Genomic DNA, 22925 nt, shown 5'->3' on the forward strand with positions numbered 1-22925 from the left:
AAGGGCACACGGGTAAGCAGTATGTTCCGCCCGTGAAGCGACGAAGGAGCGCGGAAGTGGAGGAAGGAAAGCTTGAAACAAAGTAAAACCTCCGTAGGCCGTCAGGAAGAAATCGGTTTTACGAGACGGGATATTCGTCGAAGTAAAACAACCCAGAACAAAGGGGGCACACGGGGGAACAGTATGTTCCGCCCGTGAAGCGACGAAGGAGCGCTGGTAAGGTATGGTTCACTTAATCGAATTTTGCGGGCATTATGCGGCGCTGGATGTGGAATCCGGCTCGGTGCACGCAATCGATCGCACCGCAATGAGTGTATTGACATTCAAGAATGCGGGGAAAACAAACGAGCAAATAGTAAATGATCTTGGCGAGGAAGCGCGCGAGGTGCTTGAAGAAATCGACGAGCTGACCAGGCAGGGATTGTTATATTCACAATGCGAAATAGACGCAAAGAATGCAAAGTTTAACACGCCCGTTGTTAAGGCGCTGTGTCTGTTGGTGGCGCAGGATTGTAACCTGCGTTGCTCCTATTGCTTTGCAGATACAGGGGAATATCACGGTAAACGGGCGCTGATGGATATTGAGACTGCAAAGGCTTCCATTGATTTTCTGATCAGCCACAGTGAAAACAGGAAGAACCTGGAGGTGGACTTTTTCGGCGGGGAGCCGCTGATGAATTTTGACGTGGTGAAAAAGACGGTGGAATACGGCAGGGAGCAGGAAAAGCTGCATGGCAAAAATATCCGCTTCACACTTACGACAAACGCCTACCATGTGACGGACGAAATGGCGGAGTTTATCAACCGTGAGATGAAAAATGTTGTGATCAGTATGGACGGCAGGAAAGAAGTTCACGACAAAATGCGTAAAAACGTGGCCGGCGAAGGCAGCTACGATAGAGTGCTCAAAAACGCCCACAAAATCATTGACGGGCGCGGCGGCAGGGAATATTATGTGCGGGGAACCTATACGGCTGAAAATATGGACTTTTCAAACGACGTATGCGCAATCGCGGACGCCGGATTTGACCAGATTTCCGTCGAGCCTGTAGTGACGGGGGAAAGCTATGCAATCCGTGCGGAGGATATCCCGCAGTTAAAGCATGAATATGAAATACTTGCACGTGAATACATCAAACGTGATAAGGCGGGGAACGGATTCAACTTCTTCCATTTTATGATCGACCTCAACAGCGGGCCGTGTCTTAATAAGAGGCTGCGAGGCTGTGGGGCGGGCAGCGAATATCTTGCCGTTGCGGCGGATGGAAAGCTGTATCCGTGCCATCAGTTTGCCGGAATGGAAGATTTTTATATGGGAAGCGTTTTTGACGATGAAGTAAATCAGGATATCAAAAAAGAATTTATTGATACGCATGTTTTTACAAAAGAGGGCTGTAGCGAATGCTGGGCAAAGTACTATTGCTCGGGCGGCTGCGCGGCAAACTCCTACCATGCGACAGGGGATATCCGCAAACCGTATAAAATCGGCTGCGAGACCGAGAAAAAACGAATCGAGACGGCAATCGCGATCAAAACATTTGAGGAGGACTTATTATGATCTGTAAGGTAAAGGGACATACACCCAAGATTGATCAAACAGCGTTTGTACATAAGAGTGCCGTAGTAACAGGCGATGTGGTACTGGGAGAAAACGTCGGAGTCTGGCCCTGCGCGGTGCTGAGAGGGGATATGGACCGCATTACGATCGGCAACTGCAGCAACGTTCAGGATAATTGCGTGCTGCATACGGATACCGGACTGCCGCTTGTGATTGGCGAGAGCGTGGTAATCGGGCATAACGTGAACCTGCATTCGTGCACGATTGGCGATCACAGTCTGATAGGGATCGGCGCAGTGGTTCTCAACGGCGCAAAGATCGGCAAAGGCTGCCTTGTGGGCGCGGGTTCGCTCGTAACGCCGAATAAAGAATTTCCGGATGGAAGCGTAATCATGGGCTCGCCCGCGAAGGTGGTTCGGCAGATAAACCAGGACGACATTGACAACCAGCAGGAGCTTGTGGACTATTACATGGCTGAAGCAAAGGAATACAAAGAGACGGAAGAAGAATTATAAAGGCAATCGGTAAGGGCGGATATCCCACGGGATATCCGTTTTTTTATGCAAACTTGTCTTTGAGCGGTTTTTTCGATATAATAATAACGTTAATTGTTTGGGAATCATCATAAAAAAGGGGAGTATGTATGGAGTTTAGTTGGGGAGTTGTTTTTTCTTTTATTGGCTATTTTATTTTTGTTTTATTAATTGGTTTTTATTTCTACAAAAAGTCGTCCAACCTGTCCGATTATATGCTTGGAGGCAGGGGACTCAATCCTGCGGTGGCGGCGCTTTCCGCACAGGCGTCAGACATGAGCGGATGGCTGCTGATGGGCCTGCCGGGCGCGCTCTACCTGTCCGGCATGAGCGAAGTTTGGCTGGGAATCGGCCTTGCAATCGGCTCGTATTGTTCGTGGCTTGTGGTGGCAAAACGCCTGCGCCAGTATTCGTTTGTGGCAGGGGATTCCATCACGGTCCCGCAGTTTTTCGAAAACCGCTTCAAGGACGATAAGGGCGTGCTTCGCTTCATCAGCTCCGCGGTTATTTTGGTGTTTTTTACATTTTATGTCGTATCCGGCTTTGTTTCAGGCGGAACGGTGTTTACCGCTGTTTTCCCGGGTATGGATTATACGGTTGCAATGGTGATTTGCGCGGCGGTCATTATCGCGTATACGTTTATGGGCGGTTTTAAGGCGGTCTGCTGGACAGACTTTTTCCAGGGAATGCTGATGCTCGTGGCGATTTTTGTGGTGCCGCTGGCTGCAATGGGCAAGCTTGGCGGCCCGCAGGAAGCGATCAATGCAGCAAACAACATCGCTCCCGGGTTCCTGGATCCGTTCACCAATACGGACGGAACGCCGCTTAATCCCATGTCGCTCATTTCAAACCTTGCATGGGGGCTTGGCTATTTCGGTATGCCGCATATCATTATCCGCTATATGGCAATCAAGGAACCGCGCATGATCAAAACGTCAAGAAGGATCGCGACAAGCTGGAATGTACTTGCGCTTGCGGGGGCAATCATGGTTGGTATTGTCGGCAGGCTGTACCTTGGAGATATGTTTACGGACGCCGCGGGCGCGCAAACCGTGTTCCTCGTGATGGCGGGCAACCTTTTTGTACCGGTCATTGCCGGAATCCTGCTTTCCGCGATCCTTGCGGCGGTAATGAGCACAGCGGATTCGCAGCTATTGGTTGCGTCGTCGGCGATTACAGCGGATATTTATGAAAAGGTGGCAAAGAAAAAGCCAACCGAGAAAAAGCTGATGTGGATCGGAAGGATCGGCGTAATCGTAATCGCGGTTATCGCGGCGGTTCTGGCGCGGGATCCGCAGACCTCCATTATGTCGGTTGTGTCCTTTGCATGGGCAGGCTTTGGCAGCGCCTTCGGGCCGGTTGTCCTGCTCGCGTTGTTCTGGAAGCGCACTACGAAAAATGGAGCGCTGGCAGGTATGGCGACAGGGTTTGCAATCGCAATCATATGGAATAATTTCCTCGCGGGCCCAACAGGGCTGTATGAGCTCGTTCCAGGCTTCTTCTTAGGGCTGCTTGCCTGCGTGATCGTAAGCCTGCTCGATAAAAAGCCTTCGGCAGAAATCGAACGGGAATTTGAAGCTGCAAAGGTGAGCCAGAGTTAAAGTAAAGGCAGGAAGAGGGCGGAGTAATCTGCTCCTTTTTTTGAAGAGAATTTTTCATGATGAATCGATGTACGGTATGGTATACTAAACACAGGTGATTGAATTTGGATAAAACAGAGTTTTCCATCGAAAAAAGCAGACAGCTCATTGAGAATGCCCTTGGAATCGATTGCTTCATAGTGGATACGAAGACAGAGTGGACTCCGGATAATGGACTGTGCAGCGAATGCCTTGAATTGCAAAAGAAATACGGCATTGAGAAGGAATGCGCGGGACTTCATGCGGCAAGCGCCTTCCAGTCTGAAAAGTGGGGCGGAAAGTACGAGTATCTCTGCCCGCTTGGATTGTGCTTCATTGCGAGCGGCGTACCGGTTGAAATCGAACTGCGCTATGCTATTATGGTCGGCCCTTTTTTGATGGTAAATATGGAAGAATTTAAAGGGGAAGACCTTCCCAATATGTACCATGACAAGGACGCTTCAAGTTTGGTAAAGCTGGCGCGTCAGGTGCCATATATTCCCTGCCACCGGGTGGCGTATCTGGCGGACATGATCAACATTGTCGCAAAAAGCACAGCATCGTCTATCCGTTCGGGAAACCAGATCAGGATGGAAACAGAGGATACCGAGTTCATGATGCACAGCCTGATATACGAGCACAAGGATTTGAAGGGGATCATGGAGACTCAAATGGAGCTCGAAAAAAAGCTCCTGAACCAGATCAAGCTCAAAAACCGCGAGAAATCGCAAAAGCTTTTGAACGAGATACTGGGCAGCATCTATTTTCACTCGTTTGGGAATCTTACGATTATCAAAGCGCGCGTCACAGAGCTTGTCGTTGGGCTTTTGCGCGAGGCGATTTCGACCGGAATCGGCATTGAGAACGTATTTGCGCTTTCGGGCGATTATATTGGCGAGATACAGAAATTTGACAATATCAGGGAGCTGAACGAGTGGCTTACCAAGGTATTGAACAGTATCATGTTCTCCGTTTTTCCAACGGGGCATGTACGCCTTGCCGGGATTGTGGAAAAGGTAAAAGCGTATATCGGCGAAAACTACATGAAGAAAATATCACTGAATGAGCTTGCGGCACTGGCTGGTTTTTCCGTCTCTTATCTCAGTAAAATATTCAAAGAGGAAACGCAGAAAAGCATCAGCGCCTACATCAATTATGTGCGGATTGAGAATGCGAAGAAGCTTCTTACCACCACGGATATTTCCCTTGTAGACCTTGCGTATATCGTCGGGTTTGAGGAACAGAGTTATTTTACCAAGGTATTTAAAAAATTGGAAGGCATTGCGCCCGGAAAGTACCGGGACAGCACGGCAAGGCTTATCCCGTAAAAGAGAAAAACGCGGCGCAGGAATGCGCCGCGTTTTTTGATGGAATGGTTAACTTTGCTTGATAAAAGTTCCCTCATTGAGTTCGTCAAAGGCCGCGTCAAGTTCCTCCGGCGTATTCATGACGATTGGGCCGCCCCATGCCACAGGCTCTTGCAGCGGTTTTCCGGCAAAGAACGCAAAGCGCACGCCCGTTTCTCCCGCGCGCACTGAAAAACCGGAATCGTGTGAGAACAGCGCTGCGGTTTTGGCGGGTATAAGCGTATCCTTGTTGCCTCCAAAACAGGCGCTGCCTTCAAACAGGTAGACAAACACATTTTTTTCAATATCGGTTTCAAATGAAAGCGTTTGCCCGACGTCAACGGAAATATCGAGCACATCCGCCTTTACATATTCTCCCTGTGCCTGACCGTGCGTACCCTCAAAATCGCCGCCGATGATGCGGATGGTGGCGTGTTCCTTTTCAATCGTTGTAGTGATATCGCTGGTGATATCGAAATATTTGGGAGTAGTCATTTTATGCGCTCTGGGAAGATTGATCCACAGCTGGAAGCCCAGCATACGCTCGCATGCCTGGGGCATTTCCTGATGCAAAACGCCGCTGCCTGCCGTCATCCACTGGCAGCCTCCGTCACAGATACTGCCCTTGTTTCCCATACTGTCGCTGTGTTCAATATCTCCTTCGATCAGATAGGTGAGCGTTTCGATCCCGCGGTGGGGATGCCACGGAAACCCTTTGATGTAATCTGCCGGGTTATCGGAATCGAACGCGTCCAGCATGAGAAAAGGATCAAAATCCTCCACGTCCCGGTTACTGATTACACGAACAAGATTCACACCCGCGCCGTCCTGCGTATGAATGCCTTTCACTGTTTTGATTATATTTCTGTTTGCCATAGCGAATACTCCTTTTCTTATTACTATATTGATAAACAGGATGCAGGCAATTTATCGAATTAATGATCAAAATATGGATATCCTTGCGCCGTGGGGTATAATAAAGAAAATGAGATGTGGAGGGAACAGGATGAAAAAGATCATTATCGACTGCGATCCCGGACACGACGACGCGGTTGCGCTTCTTTTGGCAACGCGCTTAAGGGAACTGGATATCCTTGGCGTAAGCGTTGTGGCTGGCAACAGCAGCCTGAGGAATACGCTTCAAAATGCGCGGGACATTCTGGCGTTTGCAGACGCGTCGGATATTCCCGTCTATGCGGGATGCGGGCGCCCGTTAAAACGTGACCTTATGAACCAGTCGGGCCGGAAAATTCACGGGGAAAACGGCCTTGGCGGGAAACTGCTTGAGGTGGACGCGCCTGCGGCGCAGGAAAAACATGCGGTGGACTTTCTGGCGGATACTTTATGTGCGGCGCACGAAAAGATAACGCTCGTGTGCCTTGGCCCGCTCACTAATATTGCGCAGGCGTTCCTTCGTGAGCCGCGTTGCATGGCTGGAATCGACAGGCTTGTTATTATGGGAGGCGCGGTACGCGCACCGGGAAATATTAATTCCGCGGCAGAATTCAACTTTTATATCGATCCTGAAGCTGCAAAAATCGTGGTTGAAAGCGGCTGCAGGATTACGCTTGTTCCGCTTGACGTAACGATGAAGGCAATGTTTTTTGAAGAGGAGATCAACGAACTGAAAACAAGCGCGAACAAGCTTGCCGCGCTTGTGGGCGAGCTGCTTGGATTTTATGCGGGGACTTACGAGGAAGAATTGGGATTTTATGCCTGTCCTGTCCACGACGCGCTGTGCATAGCCGTGCTTGCTGATCCGTCGCTGGTTGCATACGAGCAGGCTGCGGTGAAGGTCAGCATCGAAGGGATTACGGCAGGAGAAAGTGTGGCGGACCTGTACCGGACATGGCCGGAAAAGCCCGGCGTGGAGTTTGGAACGGAGATTGACAGGGAGCGCTTTGTAGAACTGGTCAAGGAGTCTCTCGTTTTGCCGCGGGGTTGTAAAAAGCACGAATAGGATTCAGAAAGCTTACGAAAAATCATGTTTGGGGCATAGAAATCGTATTATATATATAGCATCAAGCAAATGAAAGGATGGTCCGAAACATGACGGAGAAATATTATTTGGGATATAAGGAAGTGCCTTATGACGATTTCCAGAGGGCACGGAACGCAGCGGAGCAGGAGGGTAACACGATTGCAAAGAGGCTGCAAACAGGAGAATATGAACTAAGCAATGGAATTATTGTTAAGGGAAACAAAAATGGGGGATTCAACCGCATCGAAGACGGCGAAGCCCGCGAAGCATGGCAGGTTGGAACCATCAACGATTTCGTCGAGGGAGAGCCTACAGGCAATGGCGAAGGTTTGTTTTTCTTCAAGGAATAGCAACAAAAAGCGTGGGGAACTCCGGCGGAATCGCCGGAGTTTTTTGTATTGCCGTGTCAAAAAGATTCGTAAGGATTGGTGCAGCCGGTAATATCAAAAAAATAAATTGTATGATATAATATTAAAGTTATGAATATACCACAGGCATTGGAATTCAACTCCATATTGGAACGGCTTGCCGGGAAGGCGGTATCGCCTGCGGGAGCGCAGGCTGCAAGGCAGTTGCAGCCGGAAGGCACACTGCAGGCTGCCCGGTTTTTGATGAAAAAAACGATGGAGGCGGAGACGCTGCTGATCAAGCGGCCGAATTATCCATTGTGTTCGTTCAGCAATATCGAAGCGGAGCTGAAACGTATGAGAACGGGCGCGAGTCTTTCGTGCGCCGAAATATTACGAGTCACGAGCGTTTTTCGTGCGGCGAAAATGGCAGCCCCGCTTGCTAAGGACGAGGGGGCGGAGATCATACCCGGCATAGCGCGCGGACTCTATTATGACGACGCGATTATAAAGCGTGTGGACGATTGTATTTTATCTGAAGAGGAACTTGCTGACGGGGCCTCCCCGGAGCTTGGGCGTATCCGCCGGGCAATCCGCAGGGAAAATGAGACGATCAAAGAAAAACTGCAGTCCATGATCCGTTCACAGGGCGAATCGAAGTATTTACAGGACGCAATCATTACGCAGCGCAACGGCAGGTATGTCGTGCCGGTCAAAGCGGAATATAAAGGCAATGTATCTGGTATTGTGCATGAAAAAAGCGCGTCAGGCGCCACGCTATTCATCGAGCCTGCGGGCGTGGTGGAGGCGAACAACCGTATCCGCGAGCTGGAGGCGGAGGAAATGCGTGAAACAGCGCGTATCCTGGCGGAGCTCACGGCAATGGTCAGTGCATTTTCCGAAGAGTTAGAAACAGATGTGGAGCTTCTGACAGAGCTTGACGTTATCTTTGCAAAAGCATCGCTTGGGCTTGAGATGGATGCGGTTCCGGTGACCTTTAACGACCAGAAACGGCTTGAGATTAATGCGGGAAGACATCCGCTGATCGATCCGAAAGTTGTCGTTCCGGTAACGCTGCATATGAAGGACGGGGTGCGCGCGCTCATTGTAACAGGCCCGAATACGGGTGGAAAAACGGTTACGCTCAAGCTTGTGGGACTGTTTGCGGTTATGGCGCAGTCAGGGCTGTTTCTGCCTGCAAAGTCGCCTGTAAAAATGCCGGTGTTTGACGGAGTATTTGCGGATATCGGAGATGAACAAAGTATAGAGCAGTCGCTGTCCACCTTTTCCGCACATATGAAAAATATTATTTATGCGCTGCACCATGCGCATGGAGATTCCCTTGTGCTGCTCGACGAGCTCGGTGCGGGTACAGATCCGCAGGAGGGCAGCGCAATCGCTCAGGCAGTTCTCGCAGAGCTTGATGACAAAGGCTGCCAGGTGATTGCAACGACGCATATTGGAGAGCTCAAAGCGTTCGCGGGAGAGCGCGAGGGCTTTGAAAACGCAAGTATGGAGTTTAACGCAGCCACCCTCACACCGACTTATCATCTGCTTATGGGCGTGGCAGGACGGTCAAACGCAATTATGATTTCGCAAAAGCTGGGGCTTCCAACGCACGTGATCGAACGCGCAAGGGGATATATGGACAGGGAGCATGTCGAATACAGCAGGCTGATCGAGAATGCGGAGAAAGCACAGTCGCGTGCGGATCGGATGATGAGCGAGGCGCGTGAAGCCCTTGCACAGGCAAAGGAGCAGCGCCGGCGCGCGGACGAGGAAGCGAAGAAAGCCGCGGAAAGACGTAAAAAGGTTCTTGAAAAAGCGAATGAAAAGGCAATCGAGATACTCAACGACGCAAAGGAAACTGCTGAGGATGTGATCGAGGAAACCAAAAAGCTCAAAAAGCAAAATGAAGCGGATCGCACGAAGACAGTGAAAAAGGTCAGGGACCGGATCACAGACAAAAAACAGTCGATTGAAAAACATAAAAAAGTACAGAAAAGGGTAAAAACAGTGCGCCCGGAGGATATCCACACGGGCGATACGGTAACGATCCTTTCCATGGACGCGCCGGCAACCGTATTGGAGCCGCCCAATGCAAAAGGCATGGTCCGGTTGCAGGCGGGCATCATGAAGGTGGAGCTGCACTATTCGGAGCTTGCGCCCTCACAGCAGGAAAAAGGCGGCAAAAACGCTGTAAAAACATCGCATATCAGCCTGAATGCAAACAGGAGCGTACCAATGGAGCTCGACCTGCACGGACAGGCGGTGGATAATGCGCTCATTGTGCTTGATAAATATCTGGACGATGCGTTTTTGGCAGGCTACCATGAGGTAACGATTATTCATGGGCGCGGTACGGGAACGCTCAGGAACGGCGTGCAGGATTACCTGAGAACGCATCCGCATGTTGCAAGGCATCGCCTTGGAGAGTACGGGGAAGGCGGGATCGGCGTTACGATTGTTACGCTTAAATAGCGGAGGATAGGATGAAGAAAATTCTGGTCAGCGCCTGTCTTGCAGGAAAATGCTGCCGTTATGACGGCACTGCGAAGCCGGACGAACAAGTAATACGCATGGTGCAGGAAAAAAGAGCGGTGTGTGCGTGCCCGGAAACCATGGCGGGCCTGCGCATTCCACGCCCTCCGGCTGAAATACGCGGCGGCGACGGGGATGACGTTTTACAAAAACGGGCTTGTGTTTATAATAAAGAAGGTAAGAATATTACAAAAGAATTTTTGGACGGAGCCGAAAAATTTCTGGACTTTACGCTTCGCGGAGGCTTTGAAGAGGTATGGCTGAAAGCGAAAAGCCCAAGCTGCGGCGTGACGAAAATCTATGACGGAAGCTTCAGCGGAAGACTCAGGGATGGTTGCGGCGTGACGTGCGCAATGCTCAGAAAAAACGGCGTAAGGGTGGTCGAAGTTCCATAAAGGAGAAAAATAATGAAACAGAATATCTTGGTCATTGACGATGACAAAAACATCAGGGAGGTCGTAAAGCTCTACCTTCGCAAGGAGGGCTATGAGATTACGGAAGCTGCGGACGGCAAGCTGGGAGCGGATTTGTTTTTTGGAAAGCAATACGATCTTGTGCTGCTTGATATCATGATGCCGGTGCAGGACGGAATCGAGACGATGAAGCAGATCAGGGCAAAATCCAATGTTCCCGTCATTATGCTGACGGCAAAGGGCGAAACGTTCGACAAGGTGCTTGCGCTTGAGCTTGGCGCGGACGACTATATTGTAAAGCCGTTTGATCCCAAGGAGCTTGTGGCGCGTGTCAAGGCGGTCATACGCCGCAGCACGCAGGAGGATAAGTCGGACATCCTGGAATATCCAAATCTTAAGATCGACATGCAAAATTACCAGGTGATTTACGAAGGCAAGGAAGTACAGATGCCTCCCAAGGAGATCGAGCTGCTTTATTTCCTCGCGTCAAGGCCCAACAAGGTGTTTACGCGGGATCAGCTTTTGGAGCAGGTATGGGGATTTGAATATTTTGGGGATTCCCGTACGGTGGACGTACATATCAAACGTTTACGCGAGAAATTCAAAGACGACGAACCGTGGCAGATCAAAACGGTATGGGGCGTCGGATATAAATTCGAGGTATAAGGATATTACCGCCCGCCGCTGTTTCGGCGGGCGTAAGTGTATATGATACCGTTCGAGAGACTCGAAGGCGGGCACATAAAACGCCGCGCTTCGGAGACGCGCCGTACAGTTCAAAAACCAAAACGATGTACGGCGCTCTGCACCCGCCTGTTAAAGCACAAACGTTACAACGTAGTCACGGCTACTGAAGCTCCTCAGTGCGGCGGTATTTTATGCGCTCGCCGAAAGCGTCTGCAAAATTTATACACATTATTGGCAAAAGCGTATGCCGGCGCCGAGTCAGTCTGTTGCATGAAAATGCCTTTGTGCACGTAAGTAAACAGGCTTTGAATGCAAGGACTGATGCGGCGTGAAATCAAGCGGCACAGCTTAAACATATCCCGAACGGTATCATGTGATAGTATAAGACGCACGGCGCTTATGTAAAAGTGGGGAATTATTTTAAAGGTTTATTTACACTTTGGTCATAAAAGGACTTTATAATCAAAAGCAGAAGAGAAAAACGCAAAACCGGGGGAACGGATGATTAAAAGCATTTTTGGTAAGATTATGCTGCTGTTTATGGTAATCATCATGGTTGCGCTTGTGATCTCAGGACTCATGATGAGCCAGGTGATCAGGAGCGCGTATCTTGACGACAGCGAGCAGCAAATGCTTGCCACGGCGGAGGATGTGCAGTCGTGGGTTTCTTTTTATGTCAATAATTCCCTTTCCATGGATCAGATTACAGGACAGATATTTGTTAAGGCAAGCACCAATCAGTATGCGATCTGGATTGTAAACAGCGATGGTACGCCATGGCTCACCATCGATATGAGCGGTGGAAAAGCAACGATAGAGCAGGAAGAAATTCAAAAATATTACGACAACATGATTACTGAGCTCAATAAGGGAAATTCGGTCAAAATGGTGACCGAGGAAGCTAATGTTTTCAATACGCCCGTCATTACGGTAGCCTCGCCCGTCATTACAAACGACAGGGTGATTGGCTACGTTTTTGTGCATAAGCAGATCTATGGCATGGAACAATCGCTGATGGCTTTGTACCGCCAGATTATTTTGGCCGCGTGCCTGTCTGCGGCGCTTGGAATTGTGCTGACCTATATTTTCTCGCGCAGTATGCTTCGGCCGCTTGGGGTGGTGACGGTTGGAGCCCGCCAGCTGGCCAAGGGGGATTTCGATATACGCCTGAGAGTCAGCTCCAGGGATGAGATCGGACAGCTTGCCGATACGTTTAACAGCGTGGCAAAGGACCTCAAAAAATATGAAATGACGCGCGAAAGCCTTGTGGCAAACGTATCGCATGAGCTGCGAAGCCCTCTTACGTCGATCCAGGGGCTCGTACAGGGCGTTACAGACGGAACAATCCCACAGGAGGACGCAAAGCATTACCTTGACGTCGTGCTGGATGAAACGCGAAGGCTCAGCCTGCTGATCAACGAAATGCTCGATCTGTCCAAAATTGAGTCGGGCCAGTTCCCCATGGAAATGGAGAGGCTGGACCTCAATGAACAAATTTTACGCACACTGCTTTCCTTTGAGAGCAAGATTACGGCAAAAAATGTAGACGTGCAGCTCGGGCTTACGCAGGACAGGGTGTACGTGCTTGCCGACGAGAACAGGCTGATTCAGGTGTTGCACAATATCATTGAGAATGCGATCAAATTTGTAAACGAAGGCGGAATACTGGGAATATCAACGGAAATAGAAGGGGATAATGTGCTTGTGCATATTATGAATTCAGGGGATGTGATACCAAGCGAGGATATCCCGTATCTGTTCGACCGTTTTTATAAGATCGATAAATCGCATTCCCGCGAAAAAGAAGGGACAGGGCTTGGCCTTTCTATTGTGAAAAACATATTGAAAGCGCACGGGCAAAAGATATGGGTAACATCGGATGAGAAGAATGGCACGGTCTTTACGTTTACACTGAAGAAAGTATAAAATTCTTTTAAAATTTATTCACAATTTCTTCACATTGCACAGGTAAGATGAAAGATATGAAATAATTGATACGGTATTGTATAAAAGCAACCCGAGGAGGAGAAGACAAGATGAACGAAAACGATTTTAATAACGGCATGAACGGGCAGAACCAGCCGCCCATCCAGCCGAATGTGCCACCGGTTCAGGACGCAGGAACCGCCCAAAACAGCGTCCCGCCGGTGCAGGGCAACGCCCAGGCCGCGGAGAACGCAAATCCATATGGCGCCCAGCCGGTGACGAATGCACCGGGGCAGCAAAATATTCCGCCGCAGCAGGATGTTCCTCCGGGAATGGGTGGACAAAAGCCGCCGAAACAAAAGAAAAAAAGAGGAATTGGCGTAATAATAACTGCAGTCGCGGTGGCTGCGGCGCTGGTGGGCAGCCTTTTTACGGCTTTTGTGGTTATGCCGCTTGTATATGGCGGTTCCCTTGCGCCCAAGCTTCCGACCAAGCAGGAGGCAGCCCAGCAACAGGAGACGACAGGAGAGAGCCCGGAGCTCGGCGGCGACGCGAAGGCAATCGAAAATTCGCAGAATCCGGCGGTTGAGATCGCAGAGAATATTTCAGGCAGCGTTGTGGGCATTACAGCATACACAAAGCAGCTCGTTTCAGGACAGGAACCGGTTGAGCAGGCGCTTGACGCGGGTACGGGTTTTGTGATTTCGGACGACGGATATATCCTGACCAATAACCACGTAGTTGCGGACGGAAACCTCATTAAGGTTACGACGCCGGATGGACAGGAGCACGTTGCGGAAAAGGTCGGTGGCGATTCCAACACGGATATCGCGGTACTTAAAGTGGATAACCTTGGGCTCAGCGCGGTTCCGATTGGCGACAGTGATTCCGTTAAGGCGGGAGAGCTTGCAGTGGCAATCGGCAATATCCGCGGCGAAAAGTTCAATAATTCCGTTACGGTTGGGCACGTAAGCATCGTGGATAAGGAGGTCTCGCTTGACGGGATCACAATGAATATGATCCAGACGGACGCTGCGATCAACCCAGGAAATTCAGGTGGGCCGCTCGTTGGCGAGGACGGCAAGGTGGTCGGAGTAACGACAGCGAAGAAATTTTACTCCGGCATTGACGGCGACGGAAACCTTTTGAATTCCGAAGGCGTTGGATATGCGATACCGATTAATAAGGCAATCGATATTGCGCAGCAGCTTATCCAGAACGGAAGCATCCCGCGCGCGGGTATCGGTATCAGCTACAGCCCGATTTCCGAGGTGGATGCAAAGCTGTGGGGAACGCCACGCGGCGCGTTGATTGTAGATATAACGGCAGGAGGCCCTGCGGATAAGGCGGGCCTGCAGCCGAACGATGTCGTTGTGGAAATGGATGGCGTAGACCTTACGACCGGCGCAGACATGCCCGTACTTTCTGAAAAGGCGGTGGGAGATACCGTGACGGCAAAGGTGTGGCGAGAAGGAAAAGAATACGAAGTTAATTTTGTCCTGGAGGACATGAACAATCTGGGATAACCAGTATCAAAAACGCCCGCACGTTTTGTGCAGGCGTTTTGATATACAGCGCCGGAGCCTTTATGGGAGCAGGCGCAAGCCGCATATGGCAAAAAAAGCTGCAAGAGAATATGCAAACAAAAAACGCGCAAGCCGCGTTTTTTGTTTTTGAATGTGATATAATAAAAAACGATCCATCATTGCCCGGCAGGGGTTGTTTGGTAAAATGCGGGATTTGGAAGGTTATTTGGAATGCAGGAGATTTACCTTGATAATGCGGCGACGACACAGCCGCTTGCAGAGTGTAATAAAATATATGCGGAATACGCGCAGGACGGATGGCAGAACCCTTCGGCGCTCTATGCGGGTGCGACGCGCGTGCAAAATAAAATAAACGAGGCAAAAGAAATATTGCTGCGCGCATTCGGCGGGGCGGGGCATAAATGCGTCTTTACAAGCTGTGGAACAGAAAGCGCAAACACGGTGATTCTGCGCGGAGCGCGCAAAAAAAAGGAAATGAACTACGTATGCGGCGGCGCGGAGCATCCATGCGTGGAGGAAAGCTTTAAACTCCTGCAGGAGCAGGGATTCGAAGTGCGTTTTGTAAAGCCGGACAAAAGCGGCCTGATCGCTCCTGATGACGTTGCAGGGGCTGTGGATGAAAATACTGCGCTGGTAAGCGTGATGCACGTGAACAATGAAACAGGCGCGAAAAATGATGTGGAAAAAATTGCCGCGCTCATCAAGGCAAAAAACGCACAAACTTTGTTCCATGTGGATGGTGTGCAGGCGTACTGCAAGGAAAAGCTGAAAAACACAGCAAATATCGATTATTATACGGTGAGCGCCCATAAGCTTCACGCCCACAAAGGGACGGGCGCAATATTTTACCGCGAGGGGGCGCCGCTCAAGGCGTATCTGCTTGGCGGCGGACAGGAGGCGGGGCTGCGTTCCGGTACGCAGAATACGCTTGGGATATTATCCTTCGCCGCCGCTGTGGAGTATTTTGAAAAAAACGTAGAACACAGGCACTTTGAATCGCTGAGGGAAACTTTTCTGAACGCTTGTTCAAATATACCGGACCTTGTAGTGCTTTCTCCCCGGGATAAGGAGAGGGCATGCGGGCATATTGTCAATCTGGCGGTGCTGGGCGTAAATGGAGAAACGTTGTTGCACACGCTGGAGGCAGCGGGGATTTATATTTCCACTGGCTCGGCGTGCTCGTCAAAAAAAGGGAAAAACAGGATCAGGTCAGCACTTTCGCTGACGGAAGAGGAAGCCGCGGGAGCCGTACGAATCAGCTTCTCGCCCTTTACGACAGGGGAAGAGGTTTGCCGCGCCGCGCAGGAAATTGAAAGAAATGCCGGTATACTGCGCCGGTTTACAAGAAAGTAAAGGTGTTTTTGGATTGGGAGAAAACGATATGATATTGCTGGTTAGATACGGAGAAATTCATTTAAAGGGCCTCAACAGGCCGCACTTTGAATCGCTGCAGCGGCAGGCGATCAAGCGCGCGTTGGCAGAGTTTCCAGACGCAAAGGTAGAAAAAGGCTACGGACGGTTTTATGTGACCGGAATTTCTGACGGGGAATTGCCGCGTGCGGTGGAGGCGATCACAAAGGTATTTGGGCTGCATTCGCTTTCGCCCGCTGAAGAGACCGAAAAGGATATGGATTCCATCAATGAAATGCTGATCCGTATGGTGAAGGACTACATGGCGGGAAAAGGCCTTGCAAAGGCGACCTTCAAGGTGCAGGCAAAGCGTGCGGACAAGCGTTTCCCTCTTTCCTCCATGCAGCTTGCCGCGACTTTGGGCGGGAATATTCTGGAGGCTGTAGAAGGGCTTAGCGTGGATGTGCATCATCCAGATTTTACGGTTTATGTGGAAGTGCGGGAAAAATGCTATGGTTATATCGATGTGATTCCGTGCGCGGGCGGAATGCCGCAGCGTTCCAATGGACGCGCGATGCTGCTTTTATCCGGAGGGATCGACAGCCCGGTTGCGGGATACATGATCGCCAAACGTGGCGTTGAACTCAACGCGGTGCATTACCACAGTTTTCCATACACCAGCGAGGCGGCGAAACAGAAGGTAATCGACCTTGCTAAAATCGTATCGGAATACTCCGGAAGGATCAGGCTGAATGTTGTAAGCTTTACGGATATCCAGATGCAGATTTACGAAAAATGTCCGCACGAGATGCTTGTGATCATCATGCGCAGGTTTATGATGCGTATCGCGCAAAGGCTCGCTGAAAATTGCGGGGCGCAGGCGATTGTGACGGGCGAAAGCATCGGGCAGGTGGCGAGCCAGACGATGGAGAGCATCTATGTGACGAACAGCGTGGTTTCCATGCCCGTATTCCGTCCCCTGATCGGAATGGACAAAATCGATATTATCGATATCGCAAATAAAATCAATACATATGAAACATCGATTCTTCCATACGAGGACTGTTGTACGGTATTTGTGCCCAAGCATCCCACCACAAGGCCAAAGCTTGAGCGCATTGTTGAAGCGGAAAGCGTTCTTGATATTGAGGCGCTGGTTGCGCAGGCGGTCGAAACGGCGGAATACATACGGATCGACTGAAAAAGGTATAAAAAAGGGAGGGATGCGGTTATGAAGTATTTTGAGAACAGGTTTTTAGGCAAGGTCATCATCATTACAGGTGCGGCACGCGGGATTGGCGCAGCAACGGCAAGGCGGGCCGCTAAGGAAGGCGCAAAGGTCGTATTGGTGGATAAACGCGCCAAAGAAGGAGAGAAAGTTCTAAAAGAGATCAGGGATGCAGGCGGGGACGCGATTTTTCTGCCCTTCGATATTTCCATTGAGGAAAATGCAGCCAAAATGATTGAAGAAACGGTCAAGACATTTGGAAAACTCGATATTTCTATTAACAATGCAGGCGTGATGGGGAATCCAAGTCCTGTCCATGAAATTGGGAAGGAAGCGATGGATTTTACGTTTGCCAATAATTTCTATAGCGTATTATTCTGTGCCAAGCATGAGATCCTGCAATTTTTGAAGCAGGGAAACGGTGGTGTGATTGTCAACAACGCTTCTATTGCAGGTATGACGGGGCTCCCGGGTAATCCGGCTTATGTGGCCTCCAAGCATGCCGTGAACGGGCTGACAAAAAACCTGGCCCTCGATTACGCGCGTTACAATATCCGCGTGAATTCGGTCAATCCGGCGGGAACGGCTACGCCGATGGTTGAGGAGGCTTATGCTTTTGTCATGGAAAAGCATAAGGAAGCGATGAAACAGGGGCTGGATGCCGCGCAAGCGCAGTCCATGGCAGGGCAGAAAACAAAAACGATGCAGGAACGCGAAGCCACGGCGGAGGAGCAGGCAGCGTCTATATTATTCCTCGCATCGGACGATGCAACACATATGACAGGCGCTACGCTGCAAACGGACGGCGGCTGGACTTCGTTTTAAAAGTAATCCGCAAAAAAAGGGCGGCTCCCAAAAGGGAACCGCTCTTTTTGCATTAAAGCACCTAATTCATCAGCTCAAGCTTGAGGTCCTGTGGACGAATCCAGCCGGCCTTTCGCATGATTGCGGCAAAGATCAGCGTGATTACAGCCGGCAGGATAAAATGCACGATCGCAATCTCAAAGATCAGCATAGGAGCCGGCGTAGTCGCGCTCATAGCCGCCCATGCGCCGAATTGCCCCACAAGGCCGGACGTACCCATGCCCGCGCCGGTTGCGGTATTGGACATCTGGAAAACCATTGTGGAGATTGGCCCCACAACAGCCGAAGCTATAATAGGAGGCAACCATATTTGCGGTCTCCGCAGAATGTTTGGAACCTGCAGCATCGAAGTGCCAAGGCCCTGCGCCAGAAAACCGCCCCAGCCGTTTTCCTTGAAGCTCATCACTGCGAAGCCAATCATGTTGGCGCAGCAGCCGGCAACTGCGGCGCCCGCCGCAAGCCCGCTGATACCCATCATAATGCACAACGCAGCAGAGCTGATCGGCAGGGTAAGCACCATGCCTACGATGACAGATACGATAATTCCCATTGGGAGCGGTGCGAGTACCGTCGCGGAATTTACGAAATCTCCCAGCCATGTCATGAAATTATTAAGGGGCGGTCCTACGAGCAGGCCGATAAAGCCGCCTGCGAGAATCGTCACGATAGGCGATACAATGATGTCCACCGGTGTTTTTCCTGCAACAAGCCTGCCGATTTCCGCGCCGACGAGCGCTGCTACATAAGCGCCTACAGGTCCGCCCATCGCATAGCCGAACGCACCTGTCGCGGCTGACGAAAAAATAACGAGGGGTTTGTTTTTAAGGCCAAAGGCAATGGCAACGCCGATTGCCGCACCCACCACAGGAGATTTTGCACTCAACACCTCCGTGAACTGGCTGAGCACGGAAAGCCCCGGAATTGTAGCGAGCTGCGAGATGATCAGCCCAATAATCAGGCTGGAGAAAAGTCCAAGCGCCATTGCACCCATGCCGTCGATGAACCACCGCTTGGCATATTTTTTGATTGTTGCTTTTGCATTTTTTTGCATAAAAAAACGACCTCCTAAAAAGTAAAGATTTGTTGCTGTAACAGCAATAACTGGTTACTTCTTAAGCGGTACGTATACCGGGAAACAAATGTTTCACAACTTAGAAACCATGTGGCTTTAAGTACACATGACACCATATGATAGTTTTTATTATACAAAAAAGAAAACATGATTTCAATGAAAAATCATGTTTTTGTGAAAAAATATTCAAATTAGATTCTATGGCAGATCAATCGGGCAGCGTTACGATGAAGGTTGTGCCTATACCTTCCTCGCTTGTAAATGTGATATCGCCGCCGCAGCTTTCCAAAATCTGCTTCACGATAGCAAGCCCAAGCCCGTTGCCCTGCCGGGCACGGGAAGGATCGCCCTGATAGAACTTTTCAAAGATACGCGGCTGCGCTGCCGCCGGAATACCTACTCCATTGTCTGTGATTTCAGCACGGACGCATGCGTCTTCTTTTTTGAGGCGGATGGTAAGGATTCCGTCGTCATGGGAAAACTTGATGGCGTTGGAAAGCAGGTTGATCCACACTTGCTGGAGCATCTCTTCATTTCCCGTATATTTTACGGATTCCATATCGATATCAAGTTCAAGGTTTTTTGCAGTCCACTCGTTTTCAAGGAGCAAAAGGGTGTTCCTGATTTGCTCGTCGAGCGAAAATTCGGTGCTTGCCTCGGGGATTGTCTGGTTCTCAAGCCGCGAGAGACGGAGCATATTCGAGGAAAGGCGCTCAAGCCGCATACTCTCGTTGATGATTACATCTGTATATTCGTCAAATTCCTCGGGCGTCAGGTTCTTGGTTTTGAGCAGGCGGGCAAAGCCCTGGATGGAGGCGATTGGAGTTTTGAATTCATGTGAAACGCTGCTGATAAAATCCTTGCGAAGATATTCCATGCCCTTGAGCTCGCGCGCCATTGCGTTAAAACTCTGCGTGAGCTGACCGATCTCGTCTGGCGAATCGTATTCAATGCTGATGTCAAAGTTGCCTTTTCCGATTTCCTTTGCCGCGCGCGTCAGGCGTTTTACAGGCTTGGTAATTTGCGTGATGCCTACGAGCATCAGCATTGCTCCGATTACAGCGCAAAACAACAATGCAATCAGGGCGCTGTTTTGGAAACTGACAAGCTCGTTGCGGTCCGTATGCGAGGTAATCATGATATAAGAGGATCTCGTCTTTAAAACAGCCACGGGGACAGTGGCGTTGTCCTGCGGCGCAAGATAAATCTGGTTTGTTTTCAAAGAAGAAAGATCGACGCCTTCCAGGGCTTCAGGCGTCTGCCCGGAGTCCGGATCGAAAACCGTGATCGAATAGAAGGGGTTATTGACCGCCTCGATAATTTCCTCCACATCCATATCTGTCGAGGTGGAGAGGTTGGCTACGCTTTCCGCGGTGAGCCGCAGTTGTCCCTCCATGTCTTCGAGGATGGAATTGCGCATAAAACCGGAAGCAAGCAAAAGGGAACTGATGCAGGAAATTAATAAAATTCCCACAAACACCAAAATAAATTTGATTTGGATGGAATGACCATGCCTCATACATATTTCTCCGCTTTATAGCCAAGACCGCGAATTGTGACGATCTTGAATTCGGAAAGATCGTCAAATTTTTCGCGCAGGCGCTTGATATGCACGTCAACCGTGCGTTCGTCTGTCTCCGCGTCCATGCCCCAGATTTCATCCATCAGCTGTTGACGCGTGAATATTTTTTTGGGATAGGACAGCAGCTTGAAAAGCAAATAAAATTCCTTCTTCGGAAGCTCGTAAATTTTATCATGCGCGTTTACAGTCAGGGTGTCGTAATCGAGGGTAACGTCCCCCAAAACAAGCTTGTGCTCGTTGGCGATATTTGCGCGCCGCAAAAGCGCGGCAACACGCAGCAGCATTTCTTCCATATCGATGGGCTTTACCATGTAATCATCCGTGCCCACCAGAAAACCCTTTCGTTTATCCTCAAAGGTTTCCTTGGCGGTCACCATCAAAATCGGCAGGGTATAACCCGCCGCGCGCAGCTCTTCCGTAAGCTCGTAACCATCCATATTCGGCATCATAATGTCGCTGATAATCAGATCGATATGTGTAGAATCAAGAATAGAGAGCGCGGCCTCGCCATCGTCCGCATGATAGACTTCATAGCCTTCCTGCATGAGGTATGTTGCCATCAGCCTTCTTAAATTTTTATCGTCTTCCACGACCAATATATGAAACATTTGCATACTCCTGCGGCAAAACGAATTGTTATTCGCGCCGTATAAAAATTTTTTTTCTTCTATAGTATATCATTTTTGTGAACCGAAAATGAAGTAGCCAAAAGGAAAAAGCCGATTACAAAGCGAAAACTCGAGACCAAGAGGATAAAAAAGGAATATTAAAATTGACAATGTATTGTTTAGCTCTTAGAAACCAGAGTTAAATATAGCATAGTTGTTCATGAGCAGTTCACAATTCGAAAAAAGTCTTGGAAAATGTAAGGAGTGAAGAAAATGTTACACGTAAACACACCGTTAAAGAAAGAAAAGATAGTATCTCCCAATCTCGCTGTTTTTGAGGCAGATGAAGGAATGCCGAAAAATTCGCTCAATCAGAAGTCGGTACCGGCTGATGTGGCATACCGCCTGATCAAAGACGAGTTGATCGACGAGGGCAACGCCCGCCAGAACCTCGCAACGTTCTGCCAGACCTACATGGAGCCCCAGGCTACAAAGCTGATGGCTGAAACCCTTGCGGTAAATGCGATTGATAAATCCGAATATCCGCAGATGACAGAGGTTGAAAACCGTTGCGTCAATATTATCGCAAATATCTGGAACGCGCCGGAAGGCGAGGCAATGGGGACTTCCACAGTTGGTTCCTCGGAAGCCTGCATGCTGGGCGGCATGGCAATGAAATTCCGTTGGCGCGACCTTGCTGAAAAAGCGGGCATCGACATCAAAGCCAAAAAACCGAATCTGGTTATTTCATCAGGATATCAGGTATGCTGGGAAAAATTCTGCGTATACTGGGATATCGAAATGCGCCTTGTGCCGCTCGACGAACAGCACATGAGCATGAATATGGATACGGTAATGGATTATGTTGACGATTATACAATCGGTATTGTCGGGATCCTCGGTATCACATATACAGGTAAATTTGACGACATCAAAAAACTCGACCAGCTCGTAGAAGAACATAATAAAACGGCAAAAGTGCCGATCGGTATCCACGTGGACGGCGCTTCAGGCGGATTATTCGTACCGTTCGTACATCCGAACCTCGAATGGGATTTCAGACTCAAAAACGTACATTCCATCAATACATCCGGTCATAAATACGGCCTTGTATATCCGGGTATCGGCTGGGTTCTGTGGAAAAACAAGGAATACCTGCCGGAAAGGCTGATTTTCTACGTAAATTACCTGGGCGGCGAACAACCCACGATGGCAATCAACTTCTCGCGTTCAGGAAGCCAGATCATTGGACAGTATTACATCTTCCTGCGTTACGGCCTTGAAGGACTTAAGCTTGTCCAGGGCCACACAAGAGAGGTTGGCCTGCACCTCACACAGGCAATCAAAGATTTTGGCATCTTTGAAATCTATAACGACGGAAGTAACATTCCGGTTATCTGCTATAAGCTTTCAGATCCGAGCAAGCACAAATGGACGCTTTACGAACTGGCGGACAGGCTTGCGATGAAGGGCTGGCAGGTGCCTGCATACACGCTGCCTGAAAACATGACGAATGTGCTGATCCAGCGTTATGTAGTCCGTGCGGACCTTTCCTATAACATGGCTGATTCCCTCATACAGGATATGAAGATGGCAATCGAATATCTGGAGAAGAACACCAAGGAAGAAGCGCCCGGCAAGCAGAAGACAGGCGCTCAGGGCTTTACGCACTAACACCTGAAAAACAGGAACGGCAACTAAAAAAACTCTTGTTTATTCTTAA

Annotated in this window: 20 protein-coding genes; 16 read left to right on the forward strand and 4 right to left on the reverse strand. The window is 49.8% G+C overall.

The annotated features are described in order from the left end of the window. Positions 1-223 precede the first annotated feature (223 nt). From scfB to CHK_RS08460, 4 genes are all read left to right on the forward strand, one after another. Positions 224-1558, forward strand: a complete 1335-nt coding sequence (scfB, locus tag CHK_RS08445; protein ID WP_046443605.1) for a thioether cross-link-forming SCIFF peptide maturase — start codon at positions 224-226, stop codon at positions 1556-1558. Further along, positions 1555-2073 carry a gamma carbonic anhydrase family protein gene (locus CHK_RS08450; RefSeq protein WP_197408885.1) on the forward strand — a complete coding sequence of 173 codons (519 nt, stop codon included), beginning with the start codon at positions 1555-1557 and terminating at the stop codon, positions 2071-2073. The genes scfB and CHK_RS08450 overlap by 4 nt, the downstream gene beginning before the upstream one ends. 128 nt (positions 2074-2201) lie before the next feature. Next, entirely contained in the window at positions 2202-3692 is a 1491-nt protein-coding gene (gene putP, locus CHK_RS08455) for a sodium/proline symporter PutP (RefSeq protein ID WP_046443607.1), read from the forward strand. Between the two features lie 104 nt (positions 3693-3796). After that, positions 3797-5038, forward strand: coding sequence for a helix-turn-helix domain-containing protein (locus tag CHK_RS08460; protein ID WP_046443608.1), 1242 nt, complete (start codon positions 3797-3799; stop codon positions 5036-5038). Positions 5039-5086: 48 nt separating this feature from the next. Here the strand turns inward: CHK_RS08460 and CHK_RS08465 are convergent, their stop codons facing one another. Beyond that, positions 5087-5932, reverse strand: coding sequence for a pirin family protein (locus CHK_RS08465; protein ID WP_046443609.1), 846 nt, complete (start codon positions 5930-5932; stop codon positions 5087-5089). 130 nt (positions 5933-6062) lie between these two features. Between CHK_RS08465 and CHK_RS08470 the strand changes: the two genes are divergently transcribed. The 11 genes from CHK_RS08470 to CHK_RS08520 all read left to right on the forward strand — a co-directional run bounded on the left by CHK_RS08470 (position 6063) and on the right by CHK_RS08520 (position 17901). After that, positions 6063-7016, forward strand: coding sequence for a nucleoside hydrolase (locus tag CHK_RS08470; protein ID WP_052740464.1), 954 nt, complete (start codon positions 6063-6065; stop codon positions 7014-7016). 89 nt (positions 7017-7105) lie between these two features. Continuing rightward, on the forward strand, positions 7106-7387 hold the full coding sequence (locus tag CHK_RS08475) for a hypothetical protein (RefSeq protein WP_046443610.1): 282 nt from the start codon (positions 7106-7108) through the stop codon (positions 7385-7387). A 129-nt stretch (positions 7388-7516) separates the two neighbouring features. Continuing rightward, positions 7517-9865, forward strand: a complete 2349-nt coding sequence (locus CHK_RS08480) for an endonuclease MutS2 (protein WP_046443611.1) — start codon at positions 7517-7519, stop codon at positions 9863-9865. Positions 9866-9876: 11 nt separating this feature from the next. Beyond that, positions 9877-10320 carry a 2-thiouracil desulfurase family protein gene (locus CHK_RS08485; protein WP_046443612.1) on the forward strand — a complete coding sequence of 148 codons (444 nt, stop codon included), beginning with the start codon at positions 9877-9879 and terminating at the stop codon, positions 10318-10320. A gap of 12 nt (positions 10321-10332) precedes the next feature. After that, positions 10333-11004, forward strand: a complete 672-nt coding sequence (locus CHK_RS08490) for a response regulator transcription factor (protein ID WP_046443613.1) — start codon at positions 10333-10335, stop codon at positions 11002-11004. A 522-nt stretch (positions 11005-11526) separates the two neighbouring features. Continuing rightward, positions 11527-12951, forward strand: a complete 1425-nt coding sequence (locus CHK_RS08495) for a sensor histidine kinase (RefSeq protein ID WP_046443614.1) — start codon at positions 11527-11529, stop codon at positions 12949-12951. Between the two features lie 110 nt (positions 12952-13061). Next, positions 13062-14477 carry a trypsin-like peptidase domain-containing protein gene (locus CHK_RS08500; RefSeq protein WP_052740466.1) on the forward strand — a complete coding sequence of 472 codons (1416 nt, stop codon included), beginning with the start codon at positions 13062-13064 and terminating at the stop codon, positions 14475-14477. A 62-nt stretch (positions 14478-14539) separates the two neighbouring features. Continuing rightward, a complete protein-coding gene (locus CHK_RS08505) occupies positions 14540-14728 on the forward strand; it encodes a hypothetical protein (RefSeq protein ID WP_046443615.1) in 189 nt (62 codons plus the stop codon). Beyond that, entirely contained in the window at positions 14709-15851 is a 1143-nt protein-coding gene (locus CHK_RS08510; protein WP_046443616.1) for a cysteine desulfurase family protein, read from the forward strand. Before CHK_RS08505 ends, CHK_RS08510 begins: the two co-directional genes overlap by 20 nt. Positions 15852-15879: 28 nt before the next feature. After that, positions 15880-17049, forward strand: a complete 1170-nt coding sequence (gene thiI / locus CHK_RS08515; RefSeq protein WP_046443646.1) for a tRNA uracil 4-sulfurtransferase ThiI — start codon at positions 15880-15882, stop codon at positions 17047-17049. A gap of 30 nt (positions 17050-17079) precedes the next feature. Next, positions 17080-17901 carry an SDR family NAD(P)-dependent oxidoreductase gene (locus CHK_RS08520; RefSeq protein ID WP_046443617.1) on the forward strand — a complete coding sequence of 274 codons (822 nt, stop codon included), beginning with the start codon at positions 17080-17082 and terminating at the stop codon, positions 17899-17901. Positions 17902-17962: 61 nt separating this feature from the next. Here CHK_RS08520 and CHK_RS08525 read toward each other — a convergent pair whose 3' ends face one another. The 3 genes from CHK_RS08525 to CHK_RS08535 form a co-directional block, all read right to left on the reverse strand. Continuing rightward, positions 17963-18991, reverse strand: a complete 1029-nt coding sequence (locus CHK_RS08525; protein WP_046443618.1) for a PTS transporter subunit IIC — start codon at positions 18989-18991, stop codon at positions 17963-17965. Positions 18992-19220: 229 nt separating this feature from the next. Next, a complete protein-coding gene (locus CHK_RS08530) occupies positions 19221-20432 on the reverse strand; it encodes a sensor histidine kinase (RefSeq protein ID WP_160295620.1) in 1212 nt (403 codons plus the stop codon). Positions 20433-20527: 95 nt separating this feature from the next. After that, the gene (locus tag CHK_RS08535; RefSeq protein WP_046443620.1) at positions 20528-21202 is read right to left on the reverse strand and encodes a response regulator transcription factor; all 675 of its coding nucleotides are present in this window, start codon (positions 21200-21202) and stop codon (positions 20528-20530) included. A gap of 273 nt (positions 21203-21475) precedes the next feature. Here CHK_RS08535 and CHK_RS08540 point away from each other — a divergent pair, with 273 nt between their 5' ends. Further along, complete coding sequence (locus CHK_RS08540; RefSeq protein ID WP_052740467.1) at positions 21476-22876, forward strand: glutamate decarboxylase; 1401 nt, start codon at positions 21476-21478, stop codon at positions 22874-22876. Positions 22877-22925: the final 49 nt, after the last annotated feature.

Origin of the sequence: Christensenella hongkongensis (assembly GCF_000981035.1) — a bacterium.
Taxonomy (GTDB): Bacteria; Bacillota; Clostridia; order Christensenellales; family Christensenellaceae; genus Christensenella; species Christensenella hongkongensis.